This window comes from Streptomyces sp. GB4-14 (assembly GCF_022696125.1).
Taxonomy (GTDB): domain Bacteria; phylum Actinomycetota; class Actinomycetes; order Streptomycetales; family Streptomycetaceae; genus Streptomyces; species Streptomyces werraensis.
On record NZ_RZHO01000002.1, the window covers coordinates 4900691 to 4914555 of the forward strand.

Annotated in this window: 15 protein-coding genes; 10 read left to right on the top strand and 5 right to left on the bottom strand. The window is 72.7% G+C overall.

The genetic code is table 11. The features are described 5' to 3' along the window. Positions 1 to 2: 2 nt before the first annotated feature. The 3 genes from ELQ39_RS23625 to ELQ39_RS23635 all read left to right on the top strand — a co-directional run bounded on the left by ELQ39_RS23625 (position 3) and on the right by ELQ39_RS23635 (position 2503). The gene (locus tag ELQ39_RS23625; protein ID WP_225641277.1) at positions 3 to 575 is read left to right on the top strand and encodes a DUF5304 domain-containing protein; all 573 of its coding nucleotides are present in this window, start codon (positions 3 to 5) and stop codon (positions 573 to 575) included. A gap of 117 nt (positions 576 to 692) precedes the next feature. After that, positions 693 to 1646, top strand: coding sequence for an ROK family glucokinase (locus ELQ39_RS23630; protein WP_190000214.1), 954 nt, complete (start codon positions 693 to 695; stop codon positions 1644 to 1646). 98 nt (positions 1647 to 1744) lie between these two features. Then, positions 1745 to 2503, top strand: a complete 759-nt coding sequence (locus ELQ39_RS23635) for an endonuclease/exonuclease/phosphatase family protein (RefSeq protein WP_242593828.1) — start codon at positions 1745 to 1747, stop codon at positions 2501 to 2503. A gap of 6 nt (positions 2504 to 2509) precedes the next feature. Here the strand turns inward: ELQ39_RS23635 and ELQ39_RS23640 are convergent, their stop codons facing one another. Both ELQ39_RS23640 and ELQ39_RS23645 read right to left on the bottom strand, forming a co-directional pair. Beyond that, complete coding sequence (locus ELQ39_RS23640) at positions 2510 to 3103, bottom strand: hypothetical protein (protein WP_190000210.1); 594 nt, start codon at positions 3101 to 3103, stop codon at positions 2510 to 2512. After that, complete coding sequence (locus ELQ39_RS23645; protein ID WP_190000208.1) at positions 3096 to 3893, bottom strand: alpha/beta hydrolase; 798 nt, start codon at positions 3891 to 3893, stop codon at positions 3096 to 3098. Before ELQ39_RS23645 ends, ELQ39_RS23640 begins: the two co-directional genes overlap by 8 nt. Positions 3894 to 4100: 207 nt before the next feature. Between ELQ39_RS23645 and ELQ39_RS23650 the strand changes: the two genes are divergently transcribed. The 5 genes from ELQ39_RS23650 to ELQ39_RS23670 all read left to right on the top strand — a co-directional run bounded on the left by ELQ39_RS23650 (position 4101) and on the right by ELQ39_RS23670 (position 9354). Continuing rightward, complete coding sequence (locus tag ELQ39_RS23650; RefSeq protein ID WP_190000928.1) at positions 4101 to 4904, top strand: 1-acyl-sn-glycerol-3-phosphate acyltransferase; 804 nt, start codon at positions 4101 to 4103, stop codon at positions 4902 to 4904. A gap of 36 nt (positions 4905 to 4940) precedes the next feature. Continuing rightward, positions 4941 to 6179 carry a MacS family sensor histidine kinase gene (gene macS / locus ELQ39_RS23655; RefSeq protein ID WP_242593830.1) on the top strand — a complete coding sequence of 413 codons (1239 nt, stop codon included), beginning with the start codon at positions 4941 to 4943 and terminating at the stop codon, positions 6177 to 6179. After that, on the top strand, positions 6176 to 6853 hold the full coding sequence (locus ELQ39_RS23660) for a response regulator (RefSeq protein WP_190000204.1): 678 nt from the start codon (positions 6176 to 6178) through the stop codon (positions 6851 to 6853). Before macS ends, ELQ39_RS23660 begins: the two co-directional genes overlap by 4 nt. 138 nt (positions 6854 to 6991) lie before the next feature. After that, on the top strand, positions 6992 to 8020 hold the full coding sequence (locus ELQ39_RS23665) for a 6-phosphofructokinase (protein WP_242593832.1): 1029 nt from the start codon (positions 6992 to 6994) through the stop codon (positions 8018 to 8020). Positions 8021 to 8358: 338 nt separating this feature from the next. Next, the gene (locus ELQ39_RS23670) at positions 8359 to 9354 is read left to right on the top strand and encodes a 2-hydroxyacid dehydrogenase (protein ID WP_225628963.1); all 996 of its coding nucleotides are present in this window, start codon (positions 8359 to 8361) and stop codon (positions 9352 to 9354) included. Here the strand turns inward: ELQ39_RS23670 and ELQ39_RS23675 are convergent. Continuing rightward, positions 9306 to 11240 carry a chorismate-binding protein gene (locus ELQ39_RS23675; protein WP_242593834.1) on the bottom strand — a complete coding sequence of 645 codons (1935 nt, stop codon included), beginning with the start codon at positions 11238 to 11240 and terminating at the stop codon, positions 9306 to 9308. The two genes, ELQ39_RS23670 and ELQ39_RS23675, sit on opposite strands and share 49 nt — an antisense overlap. A 106-nt stretch (positions 11241 to 11346) precedes the next feature. Beyond that, complete coding sequence (locus tag ELQ39_RS32735) at positions 11347 to 11415, bottom strand: trp operon leader peptide (RefSeq protein ID WP_078895054.1); 69 nt, start codon at positions 11413 to 11415, stop codon at positions 11347 to 11349. A gap of 84 nt (positions 11416 to 11499) precedes the next feature. On the opposite strand from ELQ39_RS32735, the gene ELQ39_RS23680 reads away from it, so the two are divergent. Together ELQ39_RS23680 and ELQ39_RS23685 are read left to right on the top strand one after the other, a co-directional pair. Further along, entirely contained in the window at positions 11500 to 12852 is a 1353-nt protein-coding gene (locus tag ELQ39_RS23680) for a class II 3-deoxy-7-phosphoheptulonate synthase (protein WP_190000196.1), read from the top strand. A 163-nt stretch (positions 12853 to 13015) separates the two neighbouring features. Continuing rightward, positions 13016 to 13255 carry a (2Fe-2S)-binding protein gene (locus ELQ39_RS23685; protein ID WP_225641289.1) on the top strand — a complete coding sequence of 80 codons (240 nt, stop codon included), beginning with the start codon at positions 13016 to 13018 and terminating at the stop codon, positions 13253 to 13255. A gap of 17 nt (positions 13256 to 13272) precedes the next feature. Here the strand turns inward: ELQ39_RS23685 and bfr are convergent, their stop codons facing one another. Beyond that, positions 13273 to 13791, bottom strand: coding sequence for a bacterioferritin (gene bfr / locus ELQ39_RS23690; protein ID WP_190000191.1), 519 nt, complete (start codon positions 13789 to 13791; stop codon positions 13273 to 13275). Positions 13792 to 13865 lie beyond the last annotated feature (74 nt).

Genomic DNA, 13865 nt, shown 5'->3' on the forward strand with positions numbered 1-13865 from the left:
TCATGAGCGAACAGCTCCCCCCGCCCGACGACACCGGGAACGAGGCCGGGGACGAGACCTTCGGCAAGCGGGCCGACGACGCCCGGGACGCCCGCGCCGAGGCGCCCGCCGAAGCCCCCTCCGAGGTCCACGACGACGCCTGGGCCACCGCGGCCGCCGAGGATCTCGAGGCCGAGCGGGCCCGCCGCCGCGCCCGCCACGGCCCGCCCCCCGGCTCCGCCGCCGAAGAGTTCAAGAAGCTCGTCGACGCGGTCGCCGACAAACTCTCCGACCTCCGGCCGCCGCTGCTCGGCGGGGTCGCAGGACCCGCCGCCCAGCAGGTCGTCCGCCAGGTCGTGCAGCAGGCGAAGGCCGCCGTCGAACCCGTCATCGAACGCAACCCGGACGTCTTCGACCACCTCGCCGCCGCCGGCAGCGAACTCCTCGCCGCCTACCGCTCCGCCGTGCAGGACCAGGAGCGCCGCTGGACGGCGCGCGACACCCCGCCGCGCGACCCCGAAGAGCGCCGCGACCCCGGCGACGACCCCGGCGACGACCCCGGCACCGGCCCCGGAGAGCGCATCGACCTGGACTGAGCGCCGCCCGGACCCCCTCGGCCGCTGCGGGCCGCCCGGCCTGCGGACACAGGGACGGCGCGCCCGTCACCTCGGGTACCGTTGGCGTAGCGGGGCTCGACCGAAACTGAGGGATTCATGGGACTCACCATCGGCGTCGACATCGGCGGCACGAAGATCGCGGCCGGCGTGGTCGACGAGGAAGGCACCATCCTCTCGACCCACAAGGTGCCGACCCCGGGCACGCCCGAGGAGATCGTGGACGCCATCGCCTCCGCGGTGGAAGGAGCGCGCGCCGGACACGACATCGTCGGCGTGGGCATCGGCGCGGCCGGATACGTCAACCGCCAGCGCTCCGAGGTCTACTTCGCCCCCAACATCCACTGGCGCAACGAGCCGCTCAAGGAGAAGGTCGAGGCCCGCGTGGGCCTCCCGGTCGTGGTGGAGAACGACGCCAACGCGGCGGCCTGGGGCGAGTACAAGTTCGGCGCGGGCAAGGGCCACCGCAACGTCATCTGCATCACCCTGGGCACCGGCCTCGGCGGCGGTGTGATCATCGGCAACAAGCTGCGCCGCGGCCACTTCGGCGTCGCCGCCGAGTTCGGCCACATCCGCATGGTGCCGGACGGCCTGCTGTGCGGCTGCGGCTCGCAGGGCTGCTGGGAGCAGTACGCCTCCGGCCGCGCCCTCGTCCGCTACGCCAAGCAGCGCGCCAACGCCACCCCCGAGCAGGCCCAGACGCTGCTCTCCCTGGGCGACGGCTCCCCGGAGGGCATCGAGGGCAAGCACGTCTCCATGGCCGCCCGCCAGGGCGACCGGGTGGCCGTCGACTCCTACCGCGAGCTGGCCCGCTGGGTCGGCGCGGGCCTCGCCGACCTGGCCTCCCTGTTCGACCCGTCCGCCTTCATCGTCGGCGGCGGCCTCTCCGACGAGGGCGAGCTGGTCCTCGGCCCGATCCGCAAGTCGTACCGGCGCTGGCTCGTCGGCGGGAACTGGCGTCCCGTCGCCGAGGTCCTCGGCGCCCAGCTCGGCAACAAGGCCGGCCTGGTCGGCGCGGCCGACCTGGCCCGGGAGCCCGACCCGATCATGTGACGGCCCCCTCGGCACTCGGCGGCGCCCGCCCGACCCCGCGCAGGGGAACGGCGGGCGTCGCCGTTCCCGGGAGGCGCCCGCGGCGTATCTTGATCCGCATGGCGACGACCGAGCTGCTGCCAGGGTCCCGCACCGACGCCGACGGCTCGGCCGTCGTCCGGGTGCTCAGCTACAACATCCGCTCGATGAAGGACGACACCGCCGCCCTCGCCCGGGTGATCGGCGCCTGCGCGCCCGACCTGGTGCTGCTCCAGGAGGCGCCGCGCTTCTTCCGCTGGCGCAAGAAACTCGCCCGGCTCGCCTCCGACTCCGGACTGGTCGTCCTCTCCGGCGGCGCCACCGCCGCCGGGCCCGCCCTGCTGTGCTCCCTGCGCGCCACCGTCGAACGGACCGAGGACGTCCTGCTGCCGCTCACCCCGGGTCAGCACCGGCGCGGCTTCGCCACCGCCGTCGTACGGTTCGGCGGCGCCCGGCTCGGCGTGCTCAGCTGCCACCTCTCCCTGGAGAAGGGCGAGCGCCACGAGCAGGGCGGCATGCTGCTGGACCGGGTGGCCGGGATGGGCGTGGACCACGCCGTCGCGGGCGGCGACCTCAACGAGGAGCCGTCCGGGCGCACCTTCCGGCGGCTGGCCGGCACCCTGACGGACTGCCGCACCGCCGCGCCCTGGGGCGGCGAGCACACCTGGGTGCGCAGCGCACCACCCAAACGCATCGACGCCCTGTTCGTCACCGACGGCGTCGAGGTGCTGGGCTGCGGCGTCCCCTACGGCCAGCCCGGAGTCACCGAGGGGGACCTGAGGGCGGCCACCGACCATCTGCCCGTGCTGGCCGCCCTCAAGGTCCCGGCGGCTGTGTGACGGCGGTCAGACCACCGCGCCGCGGCCCGGGTCGTCGTCGTCCTCGTCGTCCGTGCGCATCCGCATCACCAGCGTGACCGCGCCGCCCAGGAAGCCGCCGATGCACGCGGTGGTCAGCCACCAGGTCATCTCCCAGCCCAGCAGTATCGCCAGCAGGAGCAGCACCGGGGCGCCCAGCACCCCCAGCCAGGCGAACCTGGAGGTCACGTCCGCCTCCGGCAGCGGCGGCGGCTCCGGCGGCACGAAGTGCCCCTCGTCGCTCTCGTCGAGGTCCTCCTCCGCCGGCTCCGCGACGCTGTAGTCACGCGGCCCGACCCCCGGGGCGAACGCCACCGAGCCGCCCAGCGGCCTGGCCGGCGGCTCCTCCTCCGCCTTCCGCGGCGGCGCCTTGGTCCCGACGGCGTCCGTACCGTCCTCGTCGTTGGTCTCGGGCTCCAGCAGCGCCAGGTCCTCCACCGACTTGAACGGCTTGGCGCCCGGCGGGTCCGGCGGCTCCTCGCCGTACCCGGCGACGATCGCCTCCCACGCGGCGGCCTCGTCGAAGGGGACGCCCCTCTCCTCCGGCTCGCGGCCTTCACGGTCCGAGTCGTGCTCAGCCACCTGCGGTCGTCCCTTCCTTGCCGAGACCGGGCTCCCTGACGGCGCCGGGTGCGAGCCGGCCGATGAACGCGGTGCTCTCCCGGAAGATCAGCTCCGCGTCGTGGTCCAACGTCGCCACGTGGTAGCTCTGTTCCAGCAGGACCTCCGTCACGTCCGCCGACGACACCCGGGACAGGATCCGCGCCGAGTCCGCCGGCGGCACCACATGGTCCTGCGGGCTGCGCATCAGCAGCAGCGGCTGCGTGACCTGCGGCAGCTCACGGTCGACCAGCCGGAAGAAGTTCCGCAGGGAGTGCGCCGCGTGCAGCGGCACCCGGTCGTACCCCAGCTCCCGGGTCACCGGCTTGGCGATGTCGCTCGCGATGCCCTTGGTCGCCGGGACGAGATGACGCAGCACCGGAAGGGCGTGCGCCGCCACCCCGTGCACCTTGTTCGCCGGGTTGACCACCATCACCCCGCTCACCGCGTCACCGTGGAGCGCAGCCAGCCGCAGCGCCAGCGCACCGCCCATCGACAGCCCGGCCACGAACACCCGCGCGGAGCGGTCCCGCAGCAGCCGCAGCTCGCGGTCCACCTCCGCGTACCAGTCCTGCCAGCCGGTCACCCGCAGATCCTCCCATCGGGTGCCGTGCCCGGGCAGCAGCGGCAGCGACACGGTCAGTCCGCGCTCGGCGAAATGCTCCGCCCACGGGCGCATGGACTGCGGCGAACCGGTGAAGCCGTGGCAGAGGAGGACGGCGGTCTCCCCGCCCTCGTGGCGGAACGGCTCGGCTCCCGTCAGCAGCGGCACCTTCGGCCTCCTGTTCCTGGGACTTTCCTGGGACTCGTGGACGGTCCGGCACGTCGTCTCGGACGGCGGGGGCCGGCACGGGGAATGCAGGACCTTCACCGTACGCGACGGCACTGACACCGACCAGGGCCGTCGGGCCCTTCGGCGCCGCTCCGGGATATGGTCTGACCAACACGCACAGGAGGCACTCGGTTGTTGTACGGCACGATGAAGGTCGCCATCGGAGGGCCGCTGAAGCTCGCCTTCAGGCCCTGGGTGGAGGGCCTGGAGAACATCCCCGCCGAGGGCCCCGCCATTCTGGCCAGCAACCACCTGTCGTTCTCGGACTCCTTCTTCCTCCCCGCGGTGCTCGACCGCAAGGTCACCTTCATCGCGAAGGCGGAGTACTTCACCACCCCGGGCGTCAAGGGCAGGATGACGGCGGCGTTCTTCAAGGGCGTCGGCCAGCTCCCCGTGGACCGCTCCGGGGCGCGCGGCGCCGGCGAGGCGGCGATCAGGAGCGGCATAGAGGTGCTGGAGCGCGGCGAGCTGTTCGGGATCTACCCCGAGGGCACCCGCTCGCCCGACGGCCGCCTCTACCGCGGCAAGCCGGGCGGCCTGGCGCGCGTGGCGCTCGCCACCGGGGCGCCGGTCATTCCGGTCGCCATGATCGACACGGAGAAGATCCAGCCACCGGGCCAGGTCATGCCCAAGCTGATGCGTCCGGGCATCCGGATCGGCAAGCCCCTCGACTTCACCCGCTACCAGGGCATGGAGCACGACCGCTTCGTGCTCCGCGCGGTGACGGACGAGGTCATGTACGAGATCATGAAGCTGTCCGGCCAGGAGTACGTCGACATGTACGCCACCGCCATGAAGCGGCAGCTCGCCGAGGCGGCCAAGGCCGAGAAGGAAGCGGAGAAGGCCGCCAGGGCCGCCGTCGCCCGGGCCGACAAGGAGCAGGCGGAGAAGGTCAAGGCGGCCATGGAGCAGGCGGACCGGGGACAGTCCGGGGGACCGTCCGAGCGGTAGCCGGGCCCGGCACGCACCTGGGGGAGTGGGGGGAACATGGCCCAGCGCGACAGAGTCATGCGCATGTCGGTCGAGCAGCCGCTGTGGCGCGCGCTCGCCGGCTACCGCGTCCTGACCATGATCTACGCGATCGGGCTGTTCGCCGCCGCCCACGACGGGTTCACCCGCCCCTGGCTCGCCGTCGCCTACTTCGTCGTGCTCGGCGCGTGGACCCTCGCCACCCTCCCCAAGGTCGCGAGCGCCGCCGCCTGCACCAAGCCGTTCCTCGCCGCCGACCTCACCGTCGCGCTCACCGGCATCCTGATCACCCCGCTCGCCGACGCCGCCCAGCGCGTCCACGACGGCGGACCCACCCTGCCGTCCATATGGACCGCAGGGTCCGTGCTCGCCTTCGCCGTCAAGGGCGGCTGGCGCTGGGCGGCCCTCGCCTCCACCCTGGTCGCCGTCGCCAACATGGTCGAGCGCGGCTCCCCCGCCCGCGACACCGTGCACAACGTCGTCCTCGTCTGGGTCGCCTCCATCGCCATCGGCTACGTCGTCGAGGTCGCCCGCGCCTCCGAACGCACCCTCGCCCGCGCCCTGGAGATCGAGGCCGCCACCCGGGAACGGGAGCGCCTCGCCCGCGACATCCACGACGGCGTGCTCCAGGTGCTGGCGATGGTGCAGCGGCGCGGCGCCGTCATCGGCGGCGAGGCGGCCGAGCTGGGCCGCCTGGCCGGCGAGCAGGAGGTGGCGCTGCGCACCCTGGTCTCCGGCGGCCTCGTCCCCGTCTCCCGCGCCAGCGAGGACGCCGCCCAGGGCGCCGTCGTACGCAGCGTGGAGGTGGACGAGCCGGACGACGACGGGCCGGTGGATCTGCGGTCCCTGCTCGCCCCGCACGCCGGGTCCCGGGTCAGCCTCGCCGAACCCGGCGCGCCCGTGCCGCTGGCCCCGCAGGCCGCGCGCGAGGTGGCCGCCGCCGTCGCCGCCGCCCTGGACAACGTCCGCCGTCACGCCGGGGAGCACGCCCGCGCCTGGATCCTGGTCGAGGACGAGCCGGACGAGGTGATCGTCACCGTCCGCGACGACGGCCCCGGCATCCCCGAAGGACGGCTCGCCCAGGCCGAGGGGGAGGGGCGGCTCGGTGTGGCCCAGTCCATCCGGGGCCGGCTGCGCGACCTCGGTGGCGGCGCCGACGTGATCTCCGTGCCGGGACAGGGCACGGAGGTCGAACTCCGGGTGCCGAAGCACCGTCAGCAGACGAACGACCCGCGGGGGAAGGCGGAACAGCGATGACCGGGACGACACCGATCAGGGTGATGGTGGTCGACGACCACCCGATGTGGCGGGACGCCGTCGCCCGCGACCTCTCCGAGTCCGGGTTCGAGGTCGTCGCCACGGCCGGCGACGGCGACCAGGCGGTGCGCCGCGCCAAGGCCGCCGCGCCCGACGTCCTCGTCCTCGACCTCAACCTGCCCGGCAAGCCCGGCGTGCAGGTGTGCAAGGAGGTCGTCGCCGCCGACCCGGCCGTCCGGGTGCTGGTGCTCTCCGCGAGCGGCGAGCACGCCGACGTCCTGGAGGCCGTGAAGTCCGGCGCCACCGGTTATCTGCTGAAGTCCGCCTCCACCGAGGAACTGCGCGACGCCGTGCGCCGCACCGCCGACGGTGACCCGGTGTTCACCCCGGGCCTCGCCGGACTGGTCCTCGGCGAGTACCGCCGCCTCGCCTCCGAACCGGCCGCTCCCGCCGCCGGCGGCGAGGAGCAGAAGGCGCCCCGGCTCACCGAGCGCGAGACCGAGGTGCTGCGCCTGGTCGCCAAGGGCCTGAGCTACAAGCAGATCGCCGAACGCCTCGTCATCTCCCACCGCACCGTGCAGAACCACGTCCAGAACACCCTCGGAAAACTCCAGCTCCACAACCGCGTGGAACTCGTCCGGTACGCCATCGAGCGCGGCCTCGACGACGAGTAGTCCCGCTCGGTCCCGTCCCAACACCCGGACGCTTCCCGGTATTTACCGTCCCGGCCATGTCGATGTGACCCCAGTCACCCTTACCGTGCCAGGTGGGAACGAACGGCATTGCGTCGACCATGGCGAAGGGACACTTCCATGCGGGTCGGAGTACTGACCGGAGGCGGCGACTGCCCCGGGCTCAACGCCGTCATCCGGGCCGTCGTCCGCAAGGGCGTACAGGAGTACGGCTACGAGTTCACCGGGTTCCGGGACGGCTGGCGCGGGCCCCTCGACGGCGTCACCGTCCCCCTCGGCATCCCCGCCGTGCGCGGCATCCTGCCCCGCGGCGGCACCGTCCTCGGCTCCTCACGGACCAACCCGCTCAACGAGCAGGACGGCATCCGCAGGATCAAGGACAACCTCGCCGCGCTCGGCGTGGACGCCCTCGTCGTCATCGGGGGCGAGGACACCCTCGGCGTCGCCACCCGCCTCGCCGACGAGTACGGCGTCCCCTGCGTGGGCGTGCCGAAGACCATCGACAACGACCTGTCCGCCACCGACTACACCTTCGGCTTCGACACCGCCGTCGGCATCGCCACCGAGGCCATCGACCGGCTGCACACCACCGCCGAGTCCCACATGCGGGTCCTGGTCGTCGAGGTGATGGGCCGCCACTCCGGCTGGATCGCGCTCCACTCGGGCCTGGCCGGCGGCGCCAACGTCATCCTCATTCCCGAGCACCCCTTCGACGTCGACCAGGTGTGCGCGTGGGTGACCTCACGGTTCCGCGCCTCGTACGCGCCGATCGTGGTCGTCGCGGAGGGCGCGGTGCCGCGCGACGGCGACATGGTGCTCAAGGACCAGTCCCTGGACGCGTTCGGACACGTCCGGCTGTCCGGGGTCGGCGAATGGCTCGCCAAGCAGATCGAGAAACGCACGGGGAAGGAGGCCAGGACCACGGTCCTGGGCCACGTCCAGCGCGGCGGCACGCCCAGCGCGTACGACCGCTGGCTCGCCACCCGCTTCGGCCTCCACGCGATCGACTGCGTCCGCGACGGAGACTTCGGCACGATGGTCGCCCTTCAGGGCACGGACATCGTCCGCGTCCCGATGGCGGACGCGACAGCCCGGCTGAAGACGGTTCCGCCGTCCCTCTACGAGGAGGTGGGCGTCTTCTTCGGGTAGCGCCGGCCGCGCAGGGCGCCGGCGGCTGCGGGCAGTCGTGCCGCTCAGGGCGGCACGGGTGGGCGCAGGCGGCACCCCGCGGAGCCTCGGCGTCAGCGCCCTGCCCGCGGCTCATGGGGTGCCTCGCACGGTCGTCCGCCGGGTGCAGCCCGTCGGGGCTGGTCGCGCGGTTCCCCGCGCCCCCGACTGCCCGCGGCGGCACCCCGCGAACGCCGGGCCGCGCACCCCCCCCGGCCCTCGCGCCGACACCGAGGGCCCTTCGGCCCACGTCGAGCTCACCGACGGCCCCGTAAGCTCCCCGCAGGGAAGCAGACCGCCGCAAACCCCCGGAGGGGCCCGTGGAGATCCTCGCCTTCGGCGTGCAGGCAGACGAGAAGCCCCTCGTCGAGCGCGCCTTCGCCCCCCACCACCCCGTCCGCACCCTCGACGTCTTCCTGAACACCGACACCGCCCCCATCGCCGCCGGCCACGAGATCATCTCCACCAGCGTCAACTGCGACCTCGGCGCCGACGTCCTGTCGAACCTCGCCGCCGGCGGCACCCGGATGGTCGCCCAGCGCTCCACCGGCTTCAACAACGTCGATCTGGACGTCGCCGAACGCCTCGGCATCACCGTCGCCCGCGTCTCCTCCTACTCCCCGTACTCGGTCGCCGAGTTCGCCTGGACCCTCGCCATGGCGGTCAACCGCCGCATCGTCCGCGCCTCCACCCGCACCCGCGACTTCGACTTCCGCCTCGACGGGCTGATGGGCCGCGACCTGCACGGCCGCACCGCCGGTGTGCTCGGCACGGGGAAGATCGGCGAGGCGTTCGCCCGCATCGCCCACGGCTTCGGCATGCGGCTGCTCGGCTGGGACGTCGCCGAGAACCCGGCCTGCCGCGAGCTGGGCATGACGTACGTCCCGAAGGAGCGCCTGCTCGCCGAGTCCGACCTGGTCAGCCTGCACGTGCCGCTGCTGCCCAGCACCCGGCACCTGATCGACGCGACCGCGCTGAAGTCCATGCGGGACGACGCGATCCTGGTGAACTCCAGCCGGGGCGGCCTGGTCGACACCGCGGCCCTCGTCGACGAACTGCGCGCCGGCCGCTTCACCGGCGTCGGCCTGGACGTGTACGAGGCGGAGGCGGGCCTGTTCTTCCTCGACAAGTCCCTGGAGGCCGTCGACGACGACACGCTGGCCCGCCTCGTCACCTTCCCCAACGTCCTGGTCACGTCCCACCAGGCGTACTACACCGTGGACGCCGTCACCCAGATCGTCGCGACGACGGTCGACAACGTCCTCGACTACACCGCCGGCCGCCGCTCCGAGAACGTGCTGGTGCCGCGCAGCTGACCCACCAGCTCCCGCACCACGGACGCCCCGTCCAGGCTCAGCACCGACTCGGGGTGGAACTGGACACCCGCGAACCCGGGGCCCCGCACCGCGTGCACCTCGCCGTTCGCCGCGCGGCTCACCTCGACGCCGTGGGCGGCCAGCTCCCGCGCGGCCTCGTCGTCGCAGTGCGCGACGAAGCTGTTGTAGAAGCCGACCGTCTCCGGCCGCCCGAACAGGTCGATCTCCGTCTGCGCCCCCTGGTACGGCACCTCCTTGCGGACGATGTCCAGGCCCAGCTCGGCCGCGATCAGCTCGTGGCCGAGGCAGACGCCGAGCACGCCGTGCCGGCTGGCCGCGATCACCTCGGCGGTCAGCCCGCGCAGGAACCGCATCTTCGGGTCGTCCGTGTCCGAGGGGTCGCCGGGGCCGGGGCCCAGCACCAGCGGGCCCTCGTGGGTGAGGGCCGCCTCCCGCAGTCCGGGCTCGTCGTAGCGGCGCACGGTGACGTCGAGTCCGGCCGCCCGCAGCACATGGGCGAGCATCGCGGTGAAGGTGTCCTCCGCGTCCACGACCAGCGCGTGCCCGGTCAGCGCGTCCGACCGCTCCTGCATCCGCAGCCAGAACGGCGCGAGCGAGGCCCGGCGCCCGTCCAGCGCGGCCCGCACCCGCGGGTCGTCCGCCAGCCTCGGCCGCACGGCCTCCGCACGCGGCCGCCCCGCGCGCACACCCAGCGCGGCCAGAACACCCGCGGCCTTGGCGTGGGTCTCCGCCACCTCGCCGGCCGGGTCCGAGCCGCGCACCAGCGTGGCGCCGACCGGCACCCGCAGCCGTCCGGCCGCGTCGATGTCGGCGGTGCGGATCAGGATGGGGGAGTCCAGCGTCTGGGCGCCGCCCTCGTCCCGTCCGAGCAGGGCCAGCGCGCCCGCGTAGTAGCCGCGCCCGCCGGCCTCGTGCCGTTCGATCACCCGGCAGGCGTTCTGCACCGGTGAGCCGGTGACGGTCGCCGCGAACATCGTCTCCCGCAGCACCTCGCGCACGTCCAGCGAGGACCGGCCGCGCAGCTCGTACTCGGTGTGCGCGAGGTGCGCCATCTCCTTCAGCCGGGGGCCGATCACCACGCCGCCCATGTCGCCGACCGTGCACATCATCTTGAGCTCCTCGTCGACGACCATCGACAGCTCCTCGATCTCCTTGCCGTCGGCGAGGAAGCGGAGCAGGTGCTCGGGGGTGGGGCCCTCGGCGGGGTAGCGGTAGGTCCCGCTGATCGGGTTCATCACGACGGTCCCGCCGGACGCGCGCACATGCACCTCGGGGCTCGCGCCCACCAGCGTCCGCCCACCCGTCTTCCGCCCCCGCCCTTCCGGGGAAGGCCCTTCGGGCCCCTTCTCCTCCCCGGTGTGCACGACGAACGTCCAGTACGCGCCCCGTTCGCCCTCCAGCAGCCGCCGGAACAGCGCGAGCGCGTCGGCCCGCCCGAACCCGGGGATCTCACCCTCGTACGTTCTGCGGATCACGAAGTTGGCGCCCTCGCCGCGGCCGATCTCCTCGTCGAGGACCCGGCCGACGATCCGCGCGTACTCCTCGTCGCCGACGTCGAAGCCGCCGCCCTCGACCCGCACGTCGTGCGCCGGGAGCGCCGCCAGGACCTCGTCGAGCGGGATCTCGTGACGCTCCTCGGGGGTCAGCACCAGCAGCGGGGTGCCGTCGTCGCGTACGTCGAAGCCGCGCTCGCGGATCTGCCGGAAGGGCACCAGGGCCAGACCCTCGTCGGGCAGGTCCGCCAGACGGTCGTGGGAGGTGACCGGGCCGATCAGCAGCTCCACCGTGTCGTGGTCGTGGCCGGGGGTGCGGCGGCGCAGCAGGGCGAAGGGGCGGTCGTCGTGCGGGAGCCGTGCCAGGTCCATGGGGCGTTCCTCGTTTCGTCGCTGTCGTGAGCGGTGAGGAACGGCCCCGGAAACCACCGAAGGCCGCCCCTCGGGCGGCCTTCGCGAAGTCGGTGCGTACGCGCAGTCAGTGGGCCGCCGGATGAGCGGTCCACCACCAGGTGCGGGTCGAGTGCGCGAACATGGCCCCGACCATAGCGCATCGCGCACCGGTGCGGACCCTGTCTCATTTGCTGGGCGTCGGGATGGACGGCCGTTCCGACCCCGTAATGTGGGATGCGTGACCGTGAACGCTAAGACCAGCGCGAGCGCTGGCAACACCTGGCGAGACCTGCCCGCGGCGCAGCAGCCCGAGTACCCCGACCCCGAGGCTCTGCGCGCAGTGATCGCGGACCTCGAGTCGTATCCGCCGCTCGTCTTCGCGGGCGAGTGCGACCAGCTGCGCGCCCGGATGGCGTCCGTCGCCAAGGGAGAGGCGTTCCTCCTCCAGGGCGGCGACTGCGCCGAGGCCTTCGACGCCGTGTCCGCCGACCACATCCGCAACAAGCTGAAGACGCTGCTCCAGATGGGCGCCGTCCTCACCTACGCGGCCTCCGTGCCCGTGGTGAAGGTCGGACGGATCGCCGGGCAGTACTCCAAGCCGCGCTCCAAGCCGACCGAGACCCGCGACGGCGTGACGCTGCCGACGTACCGGGGCGACTCGGTCAACGGCTTCGAGTTCACCGAGGAGGCCCGGATCCCGGACCCCGAGCGGCTGAAGCGGATGTACCACGCGTCGGCGTCCACGCTGAACCTCGTGCGCGCCTTCACCACCGGCGGTTACGCCGACCTGCGCCAGGTGCACGCCTGGAACCAGGACTTCGTGAAGTCGTCGCCGTCCGGCCAGCGCTACGAGCAGCTGGCGCGGGAGATCGACCAGGCGCTGAACTTCATGCGGGCCTGCGGCGCGGATCCGGAGGAGTTCAAGACCGTCGAGTTCTTCTCGTCGCACGAGGCGCTGCTGCTCGACTACGAGTCGGCGCTCACCCGCGTGGACTCCCGCACCGGTCAGCTGTACGACGTGTCGGCGCACATGGTGTGGATCGGTGAGCGCACCCGGCAGCTGGACCACGCGCACATCGAGTTCGCCTCGCGGATCCGCAACCCGATCGGCATCAAGCTCGGCCCGACCACGACGGCCGAGGAGGCGCTGCAGTACATCGACCGCCTCGACCCGGAGCGGGAGCCCGGCCGGCTGACGTTCATCGTGCGGATGGGCGCGGACAAGATCCGCGACAAGCTCCCGGAGCTGGTGGAGAAGGTGACCGCGTCCGGCGCGACCGTGGCGTGGGTGACGGACCCGATGCACGGCAACACCTTCGAGGCCGCGTCCGGGCACAAGACCCGCCGCTTCGACGACGTGCTCGACGAGGTGAAGGGCTTCTTCGAGGTCCACAAGGAGCTGGGCACCCACCCGGGCGGCATCCATGTGGAGCTCACGGGCGACGACGTCACCGAGTGCGTGGGCGGCGGCGACGAGATCTTCGTCGACGATCTGCACCAGCGCTACGAGACGGCGTGCGACCCGCGGCTGAACCGCAGCCAGTCGCTCGACCTGGCGTTCCTGGTCGCGGAGATGTACCGGGACCAGTGACCGGCCGGTCCGGCCGGCAGCCGTCGGGGGTGGGGCGTGTCTCACACGGGATCACGCCCCACCCCCCTTTTTCGCCTTCGAAGTGCGCAGGTAAGGTTAGGTTAGCCTCACCGACAGAGGGTCGGTACGGCACGACCCAGATCTTCGTCGGGAGGTGACCCGCGTGTTCGTCTGCAGCTGCTTCGGCGTGACCGAGGAACAGGTGAGGAGCCACGCGGAAGCCGGTGCCTGCACGCCCCGGCAGATCGCCTCCGCCTGCAAGGCCGGCACGGACTGCGGCGGCTGTGTCCGGCGCATCCAGGCGCTGCTCGGCCGCGGCGCCTGCCCCCGGCGGCAGGTCATCGACCAGGGCGGGCAGCCGCTCGTGGCAGAGGTCGCGGCGGAGGTCCCGGAAGCCGCCTAGGCGGCTCCCCGGCGCCGTCAGGGCGTCGTGAACCCGTGCGTCCCGGGGCCCGAGGGGTCCGGCTGGGTCTGCTCGATCACCGTCGACAGGTAGAGCGCCTCGCCCAGTTTGTCGATCAGCTCCAGCTGGGTGTCGAGGTAGTCGATGTGGTGCTCCTCGTCGGCCAGGATGGCCTCGAAGATGTTGGCCGAGGTGATGTCGTTCTTGTTGCGCATGACCTCGACGCCCCGGCGGAGCCGGTCGATCGCCTCGAGCTCGATCTCGCGGTCGGCCTGGAACATCTCGGTGACGGTCTGCCCGACACGGACGTGGAACAGCCGCTGGTAGTTCGGCAGGCCGTCCAGCAGCAGGATCCGGTCGGTGAGCAGCTCGGCGTGACGCATCTCGTCGAAGGACTCGTCGCGGGTGTACTTGGCGAGCTTGTGCCAGCCCTTGTGGTCCTGGAGCTTGGAGTGCAGGAAGTACTGGTTGATCGCCGTCAGCTCGGCGGTCAGCTGCTCGTTGAGGAACTCGATGACCTCGGGATCGCCCTGCATGGCACGGCTCCTTCCGCGTGGGGGGAATGTGCGGGTCGGGGCGCATGATTGCACCGGTGCGAAAGATCGTCCAG

Bases quoted from the DNA above. Each gene is read 5' to 3' on its own strand.
- ELQ39_RS23625 (WP_225641277.1), top strand. From the start codon at position 3: ATGAGCGAACAGCTCCCCCCGCCCGACGACACCGGGAACGAGGCCGGG.
- ELQ39_RS23630 (WP_190000214.1), top strand. From the start codon at position 693: ATGGGACTCACCATCGGCGTCGACATCGGCGGCACGAAGATCGCGGCC.
- bfr (WP_190000191.1), bottom strand. From the start codon at position 13,791: ATGCAGGGCGATCCCGAGGTCATCGAGTTCCTCAACGAGCAGCTGACC.
- macS (WP_242593830.1), top strand. From the start codon at position 4,941: ATGGCCCAGCGCGACAGAGTCATGCGCATGTCGGTCGAGCAGCCGCTG.
- ELQ39_RS23675 (WP_242593834.1), bottom strand. From the start codon at position 11,240: ATGGACCTGGCACGGCTCCCGCACGACGACCGCCCCTTCGCCCTGCTG.
- ELQ39_RS23635 (WP_242593828.1), top strand. From the start codon at position 1,745: ATGGCGACGACCGAGCTGCTGCCAGGGTCCCGCACCGACGCCGACGGC.
- ELQ39_RS23665 (WP_242593832.1), top strand. From the start codon at position 6,992: ATGCGGGTCGGAGTACTGACCGGAGGCGGCGACTGCCCCGGGCTCAAC.
- ELQ39_RS23650 (WP_190000928.1), top strand. From the start codon at position 4,101: ATGAAGGTCGCCATCGGAGGGCCGCTGAAGCTCGCCTTCAGGCCCTGG.
- ELQ39_RS23660 (WP_190000204.1), top strand. From the start codon at position 6,176: ATGACCGGGACGACACCGATCAGGGTGATGGTGGTCGACGACCACCCG.